This is a genomic window from Gilliamella sp. ESL1225 (genome assembly GCF_058502635.1).
The window spans coordinates 608,121-626,700 of sequence record NZ_CP196358.1; the positions used below are offsets into that span (position 1 = coordinate 608,121).

The following is an 18,580-nucleotide window of genomic DNA, read 5'->3' on the forward strand; positions in this document are numbered from 1 at the left end:
TTAGCTGCCTTGTGTATATTTTTTGGCTAATGCGGTAAAAACTTCACCACGTTCATTGTAGTTTTTAAATTGATCGAGACTTGCACATGCCGGCGAAAGTAATACAACATCATGTGGGGATACTTTCGATGCAATGATTTGTAGTGCTTGTTCTAATGTATCAGTAATGGTTGCTAATTCGGGTGCGATATTTGCAACCATTTGCTTATCGCGGCCATAACAAAAAAGGGCAATTGAGCGATGCTTTAGATAAGGAATTAAAGGTGAAAAATCGGCTGCTTTTCCATCCCCACCAAGGAGTAAAAATAAAGTGCCTTGGCAAGATACACTTTTTAAGGCAGCTTCAGTGCTACCTACATTGGTTGCTTTAGAATCGTTTATCCAATGTACTTGATTATGATTTAACACTAATTCAAAACGGTGTGGTAAACCTTTAAATTGACTTATTATCATTAAACTTTGGTGGCGAGGAATATTTAGTTTGTCACTGATAGCTAAAGCGGCTAATGCATTAAGATAATTATGCAAACCAATAAGTTGTATTTTTGCTGTTGCTAAAATAGGTTGGTCATTAGCAATTAAATATTGGCGATCTGCACTTAAATGATAATCGCCTTTATCTAGTCCAAATGAAATAAGTGTATTTTGATTATTTTTAGGGAAAGTCAGCGGATCATCGATATTCATAACAGCACATTGAGCATTCTCATAAATGCGGTGTTTAGCTTGCACATATTGCATTAATCCTTGTGGATATCGGCTCATATGATCTTCTGTAATATTTAAGATAGTTGCAACGGTTGCTTGTAAGCTATAGGTTGTTTCTAATTGAAAGCTGGAAAGTTCAAGCACATAAATATCACACTCTTCATTAAGTAAGGTTAAGGCAGGCTTGCCAATATTACCACCAACACCGACCTTTATTCCTGCTGATTTGATGATTTCACCAACGAGAGTTGTAACCGTTGTTTTGCCATTGGCGCCTGTTATAGCAACTATTTTTTTATTAGCCTGTTGATTAACTTCAAGACAAAATAATTCAATATCGCCTATAATTTTAATGCCTTTTTTGGCAGCTTGTTGTAATTCAGGTGTGGCTAATGCAATGCCGGGGCTTGCAATAATTAAATCAGCCGTGAATATCCAATCTAAATTTAAATCGCCTAAATGACAAGGTACACGCTTATCAAGCTTATCTAATCCTTGTGGTGTCATACGGGTATCAATGACTTTTGGGATCACATTTTGCGCTAAAAAATAATCGACACAAGATAGACCTGTTATACCAAGACCAATAATAACAATGTTTTTGTGTTGATAACTTATCATGCTTTTATTCCTTAAAAATAATCAGTTTTTATGTCGTTATTTTTTGGTATCTATTAAGTTAATTACGCTAACGACTTGCGTTAACTACTTTCGCTAACTATTTACTTATGAATATTTAGCTACTAACGTAATTTTAGTGTTAATAAACCAATTAATACTAACATTAGCGAAATAATCCAAAATCGGACAATCACACGTGGCTCAGGCCAGCCTTTTAATTCATAATGATGATGAATAGGGGCCATTTTAAAGATTCGTTTACCGCGTATTTTGTACGATCCGACTTGCAATATCACGGATAATGTTTCGATCACAAAAATACCGCCCATGATCAAAAGTAAGAACTCTTGTCTTAAAAGCACGGCAATAATGCCAAGCACGCCACCTAATGCTAACGATCCAACATCGCCCATAAATACCATAGCTGGGTAAGTATTAAACCATAAAAAGCCAAGTCCAGCGCCAATGATAGCAGTACATACGATCATTAACTCACCACTAAATTTAATATAGGGAATATGCAAATAGGCTGCAAAATTCACATTACCTGTTGCCCACGAGACAAGCGCAAAACCGGCTGCGACAAAAATAGTTGGCATGATAGCTAAACCATCTAAGCCGTCGGTAAGATTAACGGCATTACCTGCACCGACAACAACGACGTAGGTTAATAATATAAACAATAAACCCAGTTGTGGCATAACATCTTTAAAGAAGGGAACAACAAGTTCTGTGACTAGTGTACCGTTACCATAGATATAAAGTCCAAATGCGACAATTAAAGCAATGACTGATTGCCAAAAATATTTCCATCTAGCAATTAAACCATCCGTATTTTTACGGATAACTTTTAGATAATCATCGGCAAAACCGATAATGCCATAGCCAATTAAGACAAATAACGTAACCCAAACATAGGGATTATTTAAATCTGACCATAAAAATATAGACAAACTAATTGAGGCGAGAATTAATACACCGCCCATCGTTGGTGTGCCTTTTTTAGCATAGTGGGATTCGGGTCCATCATTACGAACGACTTGCCCAATTTGTAATTTTTGCAAAAAGTCGATAACCTTTTGCCCAAAAACTAACGAAATAGTCAGTGACGTTAGTAATGCACAAATAGCTCTCACCGTTAAATAAGAAAATACATTAAAAAAAGTAAAATATTTAACTAAATATTCGGCTAACCATAACAACATAATTTTATTCCTAATTTGTTTCAGCTTGTTTATTTTGCAGTTCGCTAATAATGTCTTCCATTTTACTACTTCGCGATCCTTTTATTAATACAGTTGTGTATTTGTGTTGATTTAATAATGAACAAATATACTTAACGGCATCTTGCTTACTATTAAAATGGTGCCCTACACCACTATATGAGCTAATTAAATGACTCAAATTGCCCACACTGACGACATGATCAATGTTTAAAGTTTTGGCTAATTTGCCAATACGCTCATGATATTGCGCTGCTTGCTCACCTAATTCCGCCATATCCCCAACAACAAATATTTTATAACTTGTTTGATTTGCTAATGTATGAAGTGCAGCACTCATTGAGCCAACATTAGCGTTATATGTATCATCCCATATTAATTGATTTTGATTAAGCTTGATTGGAAATAATCGACCTTTTACGGGGGTTAATTTTGCAATTGCCATTTGAATATTTTGCAAGTTGGCACCAACAGACAGGGCCAAGGCTGCAGCCGCTAATACATTACTAATATTATGTTCTCCAAGCAAAGGCAGTTTAATTTGACAATTACCTAAAGGAGTATGCAGTAAAAATTCGCTATATGTGCCTTGTTTAATTTCGCTAGCAAAAAAATCCGCCTGTTTATTATGTAATGAAAACGTAATTATTTTTTTATTCGTCAATTGATTAAACCAATTTTCTCGATAACTATCTAAATTAATAATAGCCGTACCATTTTGGGGTAATCCTTGGAAGATTTCGCTTTTTGCTTTTGCAACATTTTCTAACGAACCAAATCCTTCAATATGCGCTTCAGCAATATTATTAATTAATACACTTTGCGGCTTAACAAGCTCAGTTGTATAAGCAATTTCACCTGTATGATTTGCACCAAGTTCAATAACGGCAAATTTATCTTCTTTTGTTAGACGTAATAAGGTTAAAGGAACACCAATGTCGTTATTAAAATTACCTTGTGTATACAATGTTTGACCGCATTCTTGTAAGATAGCAGCACTCATTTCTTTAACGGATGTTTTACCCGATGAACCTGTTAATGCGATGATTGTCGTTTCTACTTGTTGCCTAACATAAGCGGCAAGTTGCCCTAATGCTAAGCGAGTATTTTTAACGACAATTTGTGGAATGTTAGCATCAGTTTGATGTTCAACCATCAAAGCACTTGCACCGTCTTTAATCGCTTGCTTTGTAAATTGATGACCGTCAAAGTGAGTACCGACTAAGGCAATAAATAACGATTTTTCAATAATATGACGTGAATCAATACCAATTTGTTCAATGATAAGATTTTTATCAGTGAGATGATAAGATTGTCCCTGCACAATAGTGCAAATTTGTTGAATATTTAGTGGGATCATAATGAATTTTCTATACCTAATATTTTTTTAACGGTTTCTTGATCAGAATAATGATGCTTTGTTGTACCGATAATTTGATAGTCTTCGTGACCTTTTCCTGCAATAAGAATAACATCATTTTTAGTGGTGTTAGCTAAAGTCTGTTTAATTGCTTGCTCACGGTTTGGGATAATTTCCCGGCTCGTTTGAGCGGATAATCCTTGTTCGATATCTTGGATAATATCGAGATCATTCTCAGTACGTGGATTATCATTGGTGAGTATTATATTATCGGCGTATTGCAGAGCAACTTTAGCCATTAAAGGGCGTTTACCTTTATCTCTATCCCCACCGCAACCAAAAATAACTGATAACTTACCATGACAATGAATTCGGCAAGCTTGCAACGCTTTTTCAAGTGCATCGGGGGTATGGGCATAATCAATAATAACACTTGCACTATTTGCATTATGATAGATTTCCATCCTGCCACAAATGGGTTTTAACTGTGCGGCTATTTGAATTAAATGCGAAAAATCAACATTTAGTGATAACATGGTTGCTAAGGCTAATAATAGGTTACTGACATTAAATTCACCTAATAATTGACTGTTGATGATGCCATTACCCCATGAAGAGTCAACATATACTGTTGCACCTTTGTCATGAAAATCGACTTTAGATGCCCCAACATACTTTTTATTAAGCCCCTTTAATGCCAATAATGCTTGAGGTTGGCTTGAAACAGCAATGGCATCGTTTAATTTGCCGAGCCATAATTTACCATGTTCATCATCATAATTTAGAATAGCTGTTCCAGAATCAACCACTTTTTTAGCAGCCAAGTCAGGATTAAATAATGACCATTTAGCTTGCGCATAGTTTTCCATCGTTTTATGATAATCAAGATGATCTCGACTAAGATTTGAAAAAACGGTTGATTTAAATGAAACGCCTTTAACACGATCCATATCAAGTCCATGCGACGAAATTTCCATTGCCACCGCATTAACATCATTAATAATAAATTCGCTTAAAAGTTTAGGAATATCAACAGCTGAAGGCGTTGTATTAATCGAGGCTTTTAAATCAGGGTAAATTCCGTTACCTATTGTCCCCATTACGGCACTTTTTTGACCCATTAAATTAATCCATTGGGCGATAAGTTGACTAATTGTTGTTTTACCATTCGTACCCGTTACACCAACGAGAGCTAATTTTTTAGATGGGGATTGATAAAAATCATTAGCAATCTTTGAAAGGCGAGACGACAATTGATAAATATGAATAAGTGGGATATGTTGCGATTGATGGTAAATAACATCAATATTTAGATGTTGTGTTTTGTCATTTGTCTCTGCCAAAATGACTTTAGCACCTTTATCAATGGCTTGGGTAATGAAATGATGACCATCGGTATTATGCCCTTTTATTGCAATAAAAATATCGCCTTCATTAACCCATTGGCTATTTAGTTTAAGCTCATTTAGCTGTATAGATAGATCAAATCTAGCGTCTAGTTTTACTTGCATCTGGTTTATTTCAAGGATGGCAAGTAATGATTTAAAAGTATGGCTTATCATCTAATATCACTTATTAATAAATAATCATTTGACCATCAACATGACGATCGGGTTGTACGTTCATTGTTCTTAAAACACCGCCCATAATACGACTAAACACAGGTGCTGATACCGAACCACCATAGTATTGTCCTGCTTTAGGATTATCAATAATAACAACGAGTGAAAATTTAGGATTACTGGCTGGTGCAATCCCAGCAGTATAAGCTAAATATTCATTAATATAAGTCCCTTTATTACCTAATTTTTTCGCGGTGCCGGTTTTTACAGCAACACTATAACCGGGCACTGAAGCTTTAGTTCCGCCTCCCGAAATAGCGACAGCTTCCATCATATTGACGACTGTTTTTGCAATTTTCTCATCCACAACGCGATCACCTGTTACTGTTTTAGTTGTTTTGATGATCGAAACTGGTCGGTAAATACCATAACTACCTATTGTGGCATAAGCTCTTGCTAATTGCAGCGGTGTGACACTTAATCCATAACCAAACGCAAATGTTGCACGTTCTATATCTGCCCAGCGGCGTGTTCTTTCGGCGGCAATTGAGCCGGCACGTTCGCCGCCTAAACCTAATCCTGTGGTTTCTCCTAGTCCAAAACGACTATAAAATTCAACTAATTCAGCAGATTGCATTTGTAACGCCAATTTACTAACGCCAACATTACTGGATTTTTCTAAAATGCCGGCAAGATTTAAACTCTTTTGATAGGAAACATCTTTAATTTCATACCGATTAACATAAAAAGGGCGGGTATCAATAATGGTATTTAGATTAGCGATATTTTTTTCAAGCGCTGCCATAACAATTAAAGGTTTAACGGTAGAGCCGGGCTCAAACGCATCAGTTATAGCGCGATTACGTAATAAATTATAATCTAAATTAGAGCGATTATTAGGATTATATGAAGGACTTGATGCCATCGCCAAAATTTCCCCCGTATGGACATCAAGCACAACGGCTGTACCACTATCGGCTTTATTAAATTTTACAGCAGAAGTCAGCTCCTTATACACTAAAGATTGTAACCGCTCGTCAATACTGAGCGTTAAATCATCGGCAGTTTCGCTTTCTGTACGTTCTAATTCTTCTATTACTCGCCCTGATCTATCACGCCTTACAATGCGTTGACCCGATTCACCAGTTAACCAATTATTAAATCGTTTTTCAATCCCCTCAGCACCTTTTTCGACCCCATTAGGATCGATTTCGGTTATACCAATTAGTTGGGCGACATTCTCACCTGCAGGATAAAACCGTTTTGAAGTACGATTTAATGAAATGCCAGGTAATTGTAATTTAGTAAGATATTCTGAAAAAGTTGGTGACATTTGTTTTGCAAGGTAAACAAAACGCATTGAGGGATTACTTAATTTTTGTTCTAAGGTCTCTATTGGCAAATTAATTGTTTTTGCTAACAACTGCCATCGAACATCATCGGGATCGATTCCCCCTTTTTGTAAGACAATTTTAGGATCTGCCCAAACATCATACATGGGTACACTGACCGCTAAGGCACGATTATGACGATCCGTTATCATTGCCCGGGGTACATCCATATCTTGATAACGAATTGAACGTTTATTCCCTTCAGCAATCAGTTTATCGGGCTCAATGATTTGTAAAATAGCCATTTTGCCAAGTAAACACAAAATAGCGATTAAAATAAAAGCATAAATAATGTAAAAACGATTTGGATTAAAAAAAATTTTTTTATTATTTGATTTATTTCTTTTGGATTGTATCGTCGTTTTCATCATGTTGTGCTTTTTTTTAAAAATTGTGAGTGCATTACTGACTTTTTATCACAATAACGGTTTCATTTTGAGGGTTAACAAATGTCATCCCCAATTGATTTTTTGCTTTTTGTTCGATGCGTTTAGGGTCGGCAAGCACGTTTTCTTCAATAATTAAATTACGCCATTCACTTGCTAATACATCTTGCTCAAGGAGTAATTGTTCACGTTCATATAACTGCTTACGGATTTGTTGAGTCGTTAACAATATGCTAATCGCCGTTAAAATAATTAATGACAATAATAATAATGCTATTTTTTGGGATCCAAATAGATCTGCAATAATAAAATCTAATAAATTTTTATTCGATTTTTTTTGATAATCATCTCCTCGAGAATACTGCGCTTGTTTAAAGGGATCATTAAATTTGTTTTCTGGTTTAGTCATTTTATTCGTTCTGCTACACGTAAAATAGCACTTCGTGAACGCGGGTTGGCATTGATTTCATCATCACTGGGCTTTATTTTTCCTAATGACTTTAGCTCTGCTGCGCCATATTGTTTGATTTGTGCTTCTGTTAACGGTAATCCTGCTGGTAAGTCAGGTCCTTTTGTGTGTTTTTGAATAAATTGTTTCACAATTCTATCTTCTAACGAATGAAAACTAATTACTGCTAATTTACCCTGGTCGGTTAAAGTTGTTAAAGACGCGTTTAACGCTTGACTAACTTCATCAAGTTCACTATTTATATAAATGCGTATTGCTTGAAAACTGCGCGTGGCGGGATGTTTATGTTTATCCTTTTTCGGTGTCGCTTTTTCAATCAGATTGGCTAGTTCTAATGTGCGGGTAATTGGAGTTATTTTATTTTGTTCAACAATTGCTTTTGCAATTCGTTTAGCAAATTTCTCTTCGCCAAAGGTTTTTAATACCCATGCAATATCATCTTGATCTGCCTGTTGTAACCATTCACTTGCCGTTATACCTTTATGTGTATTCATGCGCATATCTAAAGGTCCATCACGCATAAACGAAAACCCACGTTCAGGATCATCTAATTGTGGCGATGATACGCCTAAATCAAGCAAAATACCGTCAATTTTTCCTAATAAATCATGCGTTTTCATATAATCTTCTAGATGAGAAAATTCACCATGAATAAACGTAAAACGAGGATCATCAATCAATTGAGCCGTTTGCATGGCTCTTTCATCGCGATCAATCGCAATCAATCGACCGGTTTCATCTAATTGACTAAGAATAAGGCGCGAATGCCCACCTCGTCCAAAGGTGCCATCAACATAAATTCCCCCTTTTTGTATATTTAGCGCCGTTACGGCTTCGTTTAATAATACGGTTTTATGTTGAAAGTCCATCGCCTTTTTACTCTGTATATTGTCAATTAATGATAAATTGTTAAATAATTAAATAGTGAAACGGTATTATTGAGTTAGGCAATAAATAAAAACAAAAAAGCAAAAACTCAAACCATAATGAGTAACTTATACAGCAAACTAAGTCATTATTACCTGACTTTGGAAGCAATAAAAATAATTACTCTTTTCCGTAATCTAGATTAATCAAGATTGTATCATTAAAGCTTATGATACCAAAGGATAGAGGACATTATTTTTTATTGAAATTTAATCACTTATATCATGCATTTTTCACAAGTTAACGCCAAGTTGTACCATAAATACCATAAAAAGAATAGGGATTTAGAAAATTAATTTTTGATAAATAAGATTTATTATTTAACTAACTTATTGATCATTGATTTTTTTAGGTTAGTGTTATTGGCGAGGCTAATGAAGCATAGCGTGATTGACAAGATAAAGTAGATAAAATTTATCCTATAAAAAAATTGAATTAATGTAAAAATTTACTATTTAACAAGAATTACTCAGCAATTTTATTGGATGAGGTTTTTTCATCAATACGTTTAGAGTACACTTTGAGTTCATCAAGAAGATATTTGCAGAGTAATGGATAAGGAAAAAAATTTTTTAACGGTAAAGTGGTGGAGCTGGCGGGAGTTGAACCCGCGTCCGAAATCTCTACATCCTTGGTACTACATGCGTAGTTTGTCTTTAAAATTCATTTATCCGCTGCGAACAAACACGCTACTGATAAACTAGCTTGATTTTTTTTAATGCTTCCGCCTCAAGCAAGGCTTCCACACGATCTCGTTTGGGTTTGACTCCTCTTGATCCCCGTCCTACGAGCGGAGGCTAGGGAGAGAAGGCTTTGAGCAGGTTATTAAGCTGCTAGAGCGTAGTTTTCGTCGTTTGCGACTATTGTTTGCGGTTTGTTTACGAGGCCTACCGCACCTCGGCATGCACCTTGGGTTTCGCAGATCCCGTCGAATCCAGAATCAGCCCCATAAGGTCTATAAGACTTGGCATTATAATTGATTTAGTGGTTTATTACAATTATACCTTATATAAGGCTAAAAAATATCTATCTATGAATATAAAAAAGAGCAAAAAGCCGAATAATTTAATAATTAATTAAGATTAAATCCAATTATTTTGGAATTATTATGAACTTTTTTATAAAGATATTGTCTATTATGTTGACTACGTTTTTTCATTTTTTGCTTCCACTTAAATTTTATTTGAGTGGATTTTTTTTGAATGATTCATTTATTAGAGATAAATAAAATTTAATTATTTTTTAATTGAACTTTATTTAAATAAAATAGTCTTAATTGCTAATGACGTTTTTTATTTTTTTGTAACCATTTAACTTTTCAGTTAAATGGTTTTTTTGTTTTTAAATTCATCATCATTAAAAACAATTATTTTTAAAAAAATTAATAATCATAATTACAAATTATCGTTATTGTTAAGTTTTCACCATCTTAATGTTTAATCAGTATATAATTGATTTTTTAAATATAGGAGATACTTAACATGGCACTTTCTATAAATTCGAAAATAATGCTTAGTAATCAGGTTTCTATTGAGCAACTCGGTTTTGGTACTTATCAATTAACGGATCTTGAGCAATTATCGATTGCTGTTAATGCAGCATTAAAAGATGGGTATCGATCATTTGATACAGCTGAGCTTTATAAAAATGAAAAACAATTAGGGCAAGTATTAAAAAATGCTGATGTTAAGCGTCAAGATTTATTTATCACAACGAAAATTGATAATAATAATCAAGGATATGAAAAAACATTATCGGCTTTCGAGCAATCATTAAATGATCTTCAATTGGATTATGTCGATCTTTTTTTAGTTCATTGGCCGTTAAGTAATACCTTTTTTGATACTTGGAAGGCTTTTGAAAAAATTTATGAAGATAAACGTGCCCGCGCTATTGGGGTGTGTAATTTTCAAATTTCGCATTTGGAATTATTAGCAACGCGAGCGAATATTAAACCGATGATTAATCAAATTGAATTGCATCCTTATTTAACGCAGGAAGTATTAATCAAGTATTTGCATCAAGAAAATATTGTAGTTGAAGCATGGTCACCACTAGCGCGCAATAAAGTGTTAAACGATCCTTTATTAATTGCAATCGGTGAAAAATATAATAAATCTTCAGCACAAGTGACGCTCAGATGGCATTTACAAAATGCACATATCGTTATACCAAAATCGAGTTCACCAGAGCGTATTGAACAAAATGCCAATATTTATGATTTTAATTTAACTGATGATGAAATTAAACAAATCAATGGCTTAAATAAAAATTTACGTATTGGACCAAATCCTGATGCTGTTTATAAAAATAATGGCTTTTTATAAAAAATATCCTGGCCGGCTTAGGGGATAGGTACATTTAATAAAACCATTACAATAGGTAATGTGATTAAACTCAAAATCGTACTGACAAAAGTTGCACTTGAGACTAATTGTGGATAAGTATCAAATTGCACCGATAATAGTGTTGTGTTAGCTGCACTTGGCATTGCGGCTAATACAATTAAGATTTTCTTATAATCAGGAGCGATAGGCATAAAGTAAACTAATCCAAAGGCAACGATAGGTGATAAAACCATTCTAGTTATGAGTGCAAACGATAATTTTGGATAATCTAATTGCTTAATTTGTAATTTTGCTAGTTGCATTCCTAAAATTATCATAATGACAGCAATAGACGAGTCACCGACCATGGTGATTGATTGTAATATCGATTCAGTAAGAGGGATATGTAATAATTGGAATAAATTACCCAAAAAAGCACCATAAGCAACAGGCATTTTAAGAACCTTTTTGAATACTAATTTATTATCCTTACTGTTATGATAGCTACTGCCTTTAACGGCATAATATACGCCAACTGTGCTCATTACAAATTGTTGTAATACCATCATAATGACACCAAGATTAAATCCAACCGTTCCAAAAAATACTATTAATACAGGTGTACCATAGTTACCATTATTCATAAAGCATGAACTTAGGATTAATGCACAGCGTTCTTTTGTGGAGTATTTATTAATATATGACCAAATAGAAGCAATGATGATTAATAAAAAACATAAGCCAAAAAGATAAATAATATAATAAATATAATCTATCGTTAATTGATGGCTATAAAATGTTTTAAACGATAAAAAAGGCGATAAAACATAGAGTGACATTTTTGATAGATTAGCGACATCAAATTGTAGACATCGTTGGGCAATAAAGCCGACCACAAAAACACAAAAAATGGGAAATAAAATTAGAAAGAAATGTATCATTCGTCTCTTCTTATATAAATAAAAAATTAGTTTATTGAATCTATCACGGTAATTAATGAATTCCGTAATAAAAGGCATTGATTATCATCTAAAGCTTGATTATTTTTATTGGTTAAAATAAAAAAGTCTTCGACATGTTCGCCAATCGTTACAATTTTGGCACTATGTAGCGATAAATCTAAGTTGGCAAAAACTTCGCCAATCGAGGCAAGTAACCCAGGTCTATCTAAGGCAATCAGTTCCATATAAGTTTGTTTATCGCTTAAATTAGACAAAAATTTAACTTCTGTCGGTACCGAAAATGAACGTAACCTTTGTTTAAGGGGTTTAGGTGGTAAGGGCTGATAAGTCAATTGTGAAAGTGCCTTTTCAATTCCCATTTGAATCCCTGTATAACGATCAGGTTGCACAATATGACCATTTGGCTCTAAAACAATAAAAGTATCAAGTGCAAAATTAGATTTATTAGTAATAATCTGTGCATCATGTATTGTTAAATTACGTTTACTTAATTCAAGGCAAACGGCTGCAAATAAATAACGTTTATCAGGGGCATAAATAAAGATTTCAGTGCCACCATGAAAAGGATTGGGATTTATGAGCACGAGTGTTTTATTTAGATCATGATTCAATAAATGGTGAACATGCCAAATAATTTGCGTTGGAGTATAGCGTAAAAAATAATCTAATCTACACTCTTTCCACAATACTTTAATTTTATTTTCAGGGATACCTTCTGCTAATAAGCAAGTTAAAGCTTCATGCTTGTGTTGTTTTGCAATATTACGCATTTCAGGTAATTGTTTTGTTTCTAAATCTAAAACGTGCTCAGCTGTAAAAAACAATTGGCGCATAAGGCTTTGTTTCCAGCTGTTCCAGAGTGTTTCGTTGGTTGCACAAACATCTGCAATTGTTAAACATAATAAATATTGTAAATAACGTTTTTTTTTGACTTGTTCGACAAATTCATTAATGACATTAGGATCTTGTAAATCGCGACTTTGTGCAGTTACTGATAGGAGTAAATGATAACGAACTAGCCACATAATTAATTTCGTATCTCTTTCGTCGATATTATGTAATTCGCAAAATTGTTTTACTCGCTCAGCGCCTAAAACTGAGTGATCGCCTCCTCGTCCTTTAGCAATATCATGAAATAAACCAGCAATAATTAATAATTCGGGTTTACTTAATTTGGCATAAACTGTTGAGCTATTGGGATGTTTTTGTTTACCTTCTTCCGTTTTTAAATTGTCGAGTTCTAATAATAATCGAATCGTGTGCTCATCCACCGTATAGGCATGAAATAAATCAAATTGCATCATACCTACAATGTTTTTCCATCCCGGTATATAAATAGTTAATATGCCATATTGATGCATGGGTAAAATGGCTTTTTTAATCGCATCGGGATGTTTAATGATTTGCATAAAAATTTCGCGTGCTTTTGGATCATCGCTTAATAATGAGCTTAATTTACTCCTCGCTAAGCGTAATTGACGTAAAGTATTTGAATGAAGACCGGCTATTTCTTTATGCGTTAAAATCGTATAAAAAAGCTTTAAGATTGTAATAGGATGTTTAATAAAAATATCATTATTTTTAACATTAATTAAATTACCGATTATTTGAAAATTATCATCAATGTCATAAGGTTTATGATGAGGGGATAAGGATAAAATCGATTCATGAAACAACTGTAATATCATTTGATTTAATTCAGTAATATTATGAGCAACTCGATAATAGTCTCGCATCATCTTTTCAACGGGTTCATTTCCTTCTCCCTGATATCCTAATAACTGTGCAATACTTAGCTGTCTGTCAAAAAGTAAACGATTATCATAACGATTAATTATGCTATGTAAAGCGAAACGGATACGCCATAAAAACTGTCGATATTGTTTTAATTTATTGATTTCTTCAATAGTTAAATAATTTAATTGTAATACTTCATGTTTGACGTCTTGTCCAAAATGCCTGAGCGCTATCCATTGAATAAGTTGCAAATCACGAAGACCGCCTGGGCTATTTTTTAAATCCGGTTCAAGATTGTAACTTGTGCTATGATATTGTTTATGTCTTTCGTTTTGTTCGTTCACTTTTGCTTGATAAAAATTCGCAGAGCTCCATACTTTATCGCTAAAAATTTTTTTGCGTAGTTTATCATGTAATGGAATATTGCCTGTTACTAAACGAGATTCGATTAGATTTGTCATGATGGTAATATCATTTTTTGCTTCTTGAAGACAACTATTTAATGATCTAACACTATGACCAATATCTAAATGAAGATCCCAAAGTAAATGAAAAAAGGAGCTGACTTTTTGTTGTAAATAAACGGGTAAAGGTTTATCGCTCAATACTAAAATATCAATATCAGATAAAGGATGAAGTTCGTAACGCCCATAACCACCTACAGCTACTAATGCAATACGATTATGTGACTGTAAAGACGTTACGTGATCTGGAATATCAAAAAAAATCCATAACCTTGTCAGTAATTCATCAATAAAACGACTGCGTAAATGAATTAAAGTATCGATGTCAGTATTTTGTTTGAACTGAGTCAGTGACCAATCTTGAAAATCTGTTAATGATTGTTTTAATTCATTAACATTAAGTTGTTTATCCGTTAATGATAAAGGTGAAAGGGGATAAAACAATTGATATTCATGCATAAGATTTATTTTCATTTAATCGAACATAATAGCTTTATCGTTACGTGATTTTAATTGACTGTCAAGAGAGAGATGATGATATTAATTTGGCGATCTAATCACCTAATCTCAAAAAATTGGTTTTAAAAATATAGGACATAAGTAAATAGAAGAGAATTAACAAATTAACAGTTGCACTGTTAGTCTTTATCGTAAAATTTGAATTATTAAGCAATATACGCGATCTCTTTTAATACGAGGATATTGCTTAATTAATCTAATTAAATAACCATTTGATTTTTATAATTCAAACGAGCTTAAATCATCTTCATTAATTTCAGAATCAATTTGCCCAACAAGATAAGAGCTCATTTCAGCTTCTTGTGGTGCGACTTGCACATTATCTGATACAAGCCAATTATTAATCCATGGAATAGGATTTGATTTAACTTGAAAAGGTAACGCTAAGCCTACAGCTTGCATGCGAATGTTAGTAATATACTCAATATATTGGCATAAAATATCTTTATTTAGACCAATCATTGATCCTCCTTCAAATAAATATTCTGCCCATTCTTTTTCTTGGTTTGCCGCTTGTAAAAAAAGGTCATAACATTCTTGTTCGCACTCGCTAGCGATTTCTGCCATTTCGGCATCATCTTCGCCACTACGCAATACATTAATCATAAATTGCGTACCAGTTAAATGAAGGGCTTCGTCACGCGCAATTAATTTTATAATTTTGGCGTTGCCTTCCATTAATTCACGTTCAGCAAAAGCAAAGGAGCAGGCAAAACTGACATAAAAACGAATGGCTTCAAGGGCATTTACACTCATTAAACAAAGGTATAGTTTCTTTTTTAACTCGCGTAAATTAATAGTTATCGTTTTCCCATCAATTGTATGTTCACCTTCACCAAGTAAATTATAATAACTCGCATAGCTGATGAGATCATCATAAAAACCAGCAATATCGCCTGCACGTTTTTGGATCTCTTTATTGGTGACGATATCATCAAAGACAATAGAGGGGTCATTAACAATATTACGAATAATATGTGTGTATGAACGTGAGTGTATAGTTTCTGAGAATGACCAAGTTTCAACCCAGGTTTCTAATTCAGGGATTGAAATTAACGGTAATAATGCAACGTTTGGGCTCCGTCCTTGAATTGAATCTAATAAAGTCTGATATTTTAAGTTACTGATAAAAATATGTTTTTCATGTTCTGGTAATCCTGCATAGTCGATTCTATCTTGTGAGATATCAACTTCTTCGGGGCGCCAAAAGAATGATAATTGTTTCTCGATTAATTTTTCAAACATTTCATATTTTTGCTGATCATAACGAGCAACATTGACTGATTGTCCCAAAAACATGGGTTCTTTTAGCTGATCATTATGCACTTGCGAAAAGGTACTATAATTCATCGTCATAAGAGGGTCCTAATTCTTTTTATCAATTAATAATTACTAATAATCAAAAGCTTAAATCTTACAAGCTCCACCTTCACAGCCGTCATCACTTGAAGTTAATGTAATATCACCTTGAATATCCTCAGCACCATCACGCGTATTATGATAATACAGGGTTTTAATGCCATATTTATAAGCCGTTAATAAATCAGCTAATAACTGTTTCATAGGTACTTTATCATTCGGAAATTTAGTTGGATCATAATTTGTATTAGCCGAAATAGACTGATCAATAAACTTTTGCATAATGCCAACTAATTGTAAATAACCGGTATTATTTGGAATTTGCCATAACAGTTCATAATTATTTTTTAACTCATCGTAATCCGGTACAACTTGCCGCAAAATGCCATCTTTAGAGGCTTTAACACTTACATAACCACGAGGCGGCTCAATACCATTAGTGGCATTTGAAATCTGTGATGATGTCTCTGAAGGCATCAAGGCCGATAAAGTTGAGTTACGTAAGCCATATTTTTTAATTGATTCACGGAGTGCTTGCCAATCATAATGTAACGGTTCAGCGGTTAAAGTATCTAATTCTTTTTTATACGTATCGATGGGTAAAATACCTTGGGAATAGGTTGTTTCATTAAATAAAGGGCAAGCACCTTTTTCTTTAGCTAAATTATTCGATGCTTTAAGTAAATAATATTGGATCGCTTCGAATGTATGATGTGTTAGATCGTTTGCGCTACCATCTGAATATTTTACGCCGTGTTTTGCTAAATAATAGGCAAAGTTAATGGCGCCAATACCTAAAGTGCGGCGATTTTTGGACGAAGTTTTGGCAGCAGGGACAGGATAATCTTGATAGTCCAATAAAGAGTCTAATGCTCTAACAGCTAAGTCAGCTAACTCATCTAAATCATCTAATGAATCGATTTCACCAAGATTAAATGCCGATAAAGTACAAAGTGCAATTTCGCCATTTTCATCGTTAATATTATTTAATGGTTTAGTCGGTAAGGCGATTTCCATACATAAATTTGATTGACGAATAGGAGCAAGATGCGCATTAAAAGGACTGTGCGTGTTACAGTGATCGACATTTTGTATATAGATTCTTCCTGTTGATGCTCTTTCTTGCATTAATAGCGAAAATAATTCGACTGCTTTGACTTCACGTTTACGAATTTTTGGATTTTGTTCATATTGCTGATAAAGCGATTCGAATTTAGCTTGATCTTCAAAAAAGGCATCATAAAGGCCTGGAACATCAGAAGGGCTAAATAAAGTAATGTTTTCATTTTTAATTAAGCGTTGATACATTAATTTATTAATTTGTACGCCATAATCTAAATGGCGAACACGGTTTTCTTCAACGCCACGATTATTACGAAGTACCAATAAACTTTCAACTTCAAGATGCCAAATTGGATAAAAGACTGTTGCAGCGCCACCACGCACGCCACCTTGCGAGCAAGATTTAACGGCAGTTTGAAAATATTTATAAAAAGGAATACAGCCGGTATGAAAAGCTTCTCCTCCACGTATTGAACTGCCTAAAGCACGGATCCGTCCTGCATTAACGCCAATACCAGCACGTTGTGAAACATATTTTACAATTGCACTGGCCGTTGCATTAATCGAATCTAAACTATCATCGGATTCAATTAGAACACATGAACTAAATTGGCGAGTTGGCGTGCGCACCCCTGCCATGATTGGCGTTGGTAGTGAAATTTTAAATGTTGAAATCGCATCATAAAATCGTTTAACGTAATCTAATCTAATCTCTTTAGGATAGTTAGCAAACAAACATGCGGCGACTAAAATATATAAAAATTGAGCGCTTTCATAAATATGCCCTGTTACCCTGTCTTGGACTAAATATTTACCTTCTAATTGTTTAACGGCTGCATACGAAAAAGACATATCTCGCCAATGGTCAATGAATGAATCCATTTGTTCAAATTCTTGTTGGCTATAATCTTCTAATAAATGCTTATCATAACGATTTTCGGCAACTAATTTTTTTACATGTTCATAAAGAGGTGGGGGCGTGAACTTACTATAGGCTTTTTTTCGTAAATGAAAAATTGCTAAACGAGCGGCTAAATATTGATAATCAGGCGCATCTTGAGAAATAAGATCGGCTGCGGCTCGAATAATGGTTTCATGGATATCCGAAGTTCGAATTCCTTCATAAAATTGAATGTGAGAACGTAACTCCACTTGTGAAACAGAAACGTTTTTTAATCCTTCAGCAGCCCAGGTTATGACGCGATGGATCTTATCAAGATCAATTGTTTCTTTGTGACCATCTCGTTTCGTTACTAGCATTGATTTATTCATTTTTTGCTCTTTACACAGTTCAATAATACTTAGACGAACATCATAATGGAAATTTAGCTAAACATACAATATATAGTGCCTATCAATCATTTTAATACAACATATAGTGTATTTATTAAACCAATTATTAATAAAATTTAATAAAAATCAATTATTTTATAGGTCATTTTCTCTATAAGATAAGGCATTTTATAAAAAATCAAACATCAATAATAAATAGAAAAACCGAAC

12 protein-coding genes and 1 other RNA gene are annotated in these 18,580 nt (G+C 33.9%); 1 reads left to right on the plus strand and 12 read right to left on the minus strand.

All coding sequences use genetic code 11. From position 1 onward, the window contains the following. From murD to ssrA, 8 genes are all read right to left on the minus strand, one after another. Positions 1-1,329: a UDP-N-acetylmuramoyl-L-alanine--D-glutamate ligase gene (murD, locus tag ACSYSW_RS02695; RefSeq protein ID WP_491704819.1), complete on the minus strand. Its 1,329-nt coding sequence runs from the start codon at positions 1,327-1,329 to the stop codon at positions 1-3. A 122-nt stretch (positions 1,330-1,451) separates the two neighbouring features. Further along, positions 1,452-2,534, minus strand: coding sequence for a phospho-N-acetylmuramoyl-pentapeptide-transferase (gene mraY / locus ACSYSW_RS02700; protein WP_491704818.1), 1,083 nt, complete (start codon positions 2,532-2,534; stop codon positions 1,452-1,454). 10 nt (positions 2,535-2,544) lie between these two features. Beyond that, positions 2,545-3,912 carry a UDP-N-acetylmuramoyl-tripeptide--D-alanyl-D-alanine ligase gene (gene murF, locus ACSYSW_RS02705; protein ID WP_491704817.1) on the minus strand — a complete coding sequence of 456 codons (1,368 nt, stop codon included), beginning with the start codon at positions 3,910-3,912 and terminating at the stop codon, positions 2,545-2,547. Next, positions 3,909-5,423: a UDP-N-acetylmuramoyl-L-alanyl-D-glutamate--2,6-diaminopimelate ligase gene (murE, locus tag ACSYSW_RS02710; protein WP_491706112.1), complete on the minus strand. Its 1,515-nt coding sequence runs from the start codon at positions 5,421-5,423 to the stop codon at positions 3,909-3,911. The genes murF and murE overlap by 4 nt, the downstream gene beginning before the upstream one ends. 64 nt (positions 5,424-5,487) lie before the next feature. Beyond that, entirely contained in the window at positions 5,488-7,233 is a 1,746-nt protein-coding gene (gene ftsI / locus ACSYSW_RS02715) for a peptidoglycan glycosyltransferase FtsI (protein WP_491706111.1), read from the minus strand. A 34-nt stretch (positions 7,234-7,267) separates the two neighbouring features. Next, complete coding sequence (ftsL, locus tag ACSYSW_RS02720) at positions 7,268-7,660, minus strand: cell division protein FtsL (protein WP_491704816.1); 393 nt, start codon at positions 7,658-7,660, stop codon at positions 7,268-7,270. Continuing rightward, positions 7,657-8,589, minus strand: coding sequence for a 16S rRNA (cytosine(1402)-N(4))-methyltransferase RsmH (gene rsmH, locus ACSYSW_RS02725; protein ID WP_491704815.1), 933 nt, complete (start codon positions 8,587-8,589; stop codon positions 7,657-7,659). The genes ftsL and rsmH overlap by 4 nt, the downstream gene beginning before the upstream one ends. A 642-nt stretch (positions 8,590-9,231) precedes the next feature. After that, positions 9,232-9,595, minus strand: a transfer-messenger RNA (tmRNA) gene (gene ssrA, locus ACSYSW_RS02730). Positions 9,596-10,128: 533 nt separating this feature from the next. On the opposite strand from ssrA, the gene ACSYSW_RS02735 reads away from it, so the two are divergent. After that, complete coding sequence (locus ACSYSW_RS02735) at positions 10,129-10,974, plus strand: aldo/keto reductase (protein ID WP_491704814.1); 846 nt, start codon at positions 10,129-10,131, stop codon at positions 10,972-10,974. A 17-nt stretch (positions 10,975-10,991) separates the two neighbouring features. Here the strand turns inward: ACSYSW_RS02735 and ACSYSW_RS02740 are convergent, their stop codons facing one another. The 4 genes from ACSYSW_RS02740 to nrdA form a co-directional block, all read right to left on the minus strand. After that, positions 10,992-11,912: an AEC family transporter gene (locus ACSYSW_RS02740; RefSeq protein WP_491706110.1), complete on the minus strand. Its 921-nt coding sequence runs from the start codon at positions 11,910-11,912 to the stop codon at positions 10,992-10,994. A gap of 29 nt (positions 11,913-11,941) precedes the next feature. Next, on the minus strand, positions 11,942-14,611 hold the full coding sequence (glnD, locus tag ACSYSW_RS02745; RefSeq protein WP_491704813.1) for a bifunctional uridylyltransferase/uridylyl-removing protein GlnD: 2,670 nt from the start codon (positions 14,609-14,611) through the stop codon (positions 11,942-11,944). 264 nt (positions 14,612-14,875) lie between these two features. Further along, positions 14,876-16,006 carry a class Ia ribonucleoside-diphosphate reductase subunit beta gene (gene nrdB, locus ACSYSW_RS02750; RefSeq protein ID WP_491706109.1) on the minus strand — a complete coding sequence of 377 codons (1,131 nt, stop codon included), beginning with the start codon at positions 16,004-16,006 and terminating at the stop codon, positions 14,876-14,878. A gap of 57 nt (positions 16,007-16,063) precedes the next feature. Beyond that, a complete protein-coding gene (nrdA, locus tag ACSYSW_RS02755) occupies positions 16,064-18,349 on the minus strand; it encodes a class 1a ribonucleoside-diphosphate reductase subunit alpha (RefSeq protein ID WP_491704812.1) in 2,286 nt (761 codons plus the stop codon). Between the last annotated feature and the right edge of the window lie 231 nt (positions 18,350-18,580).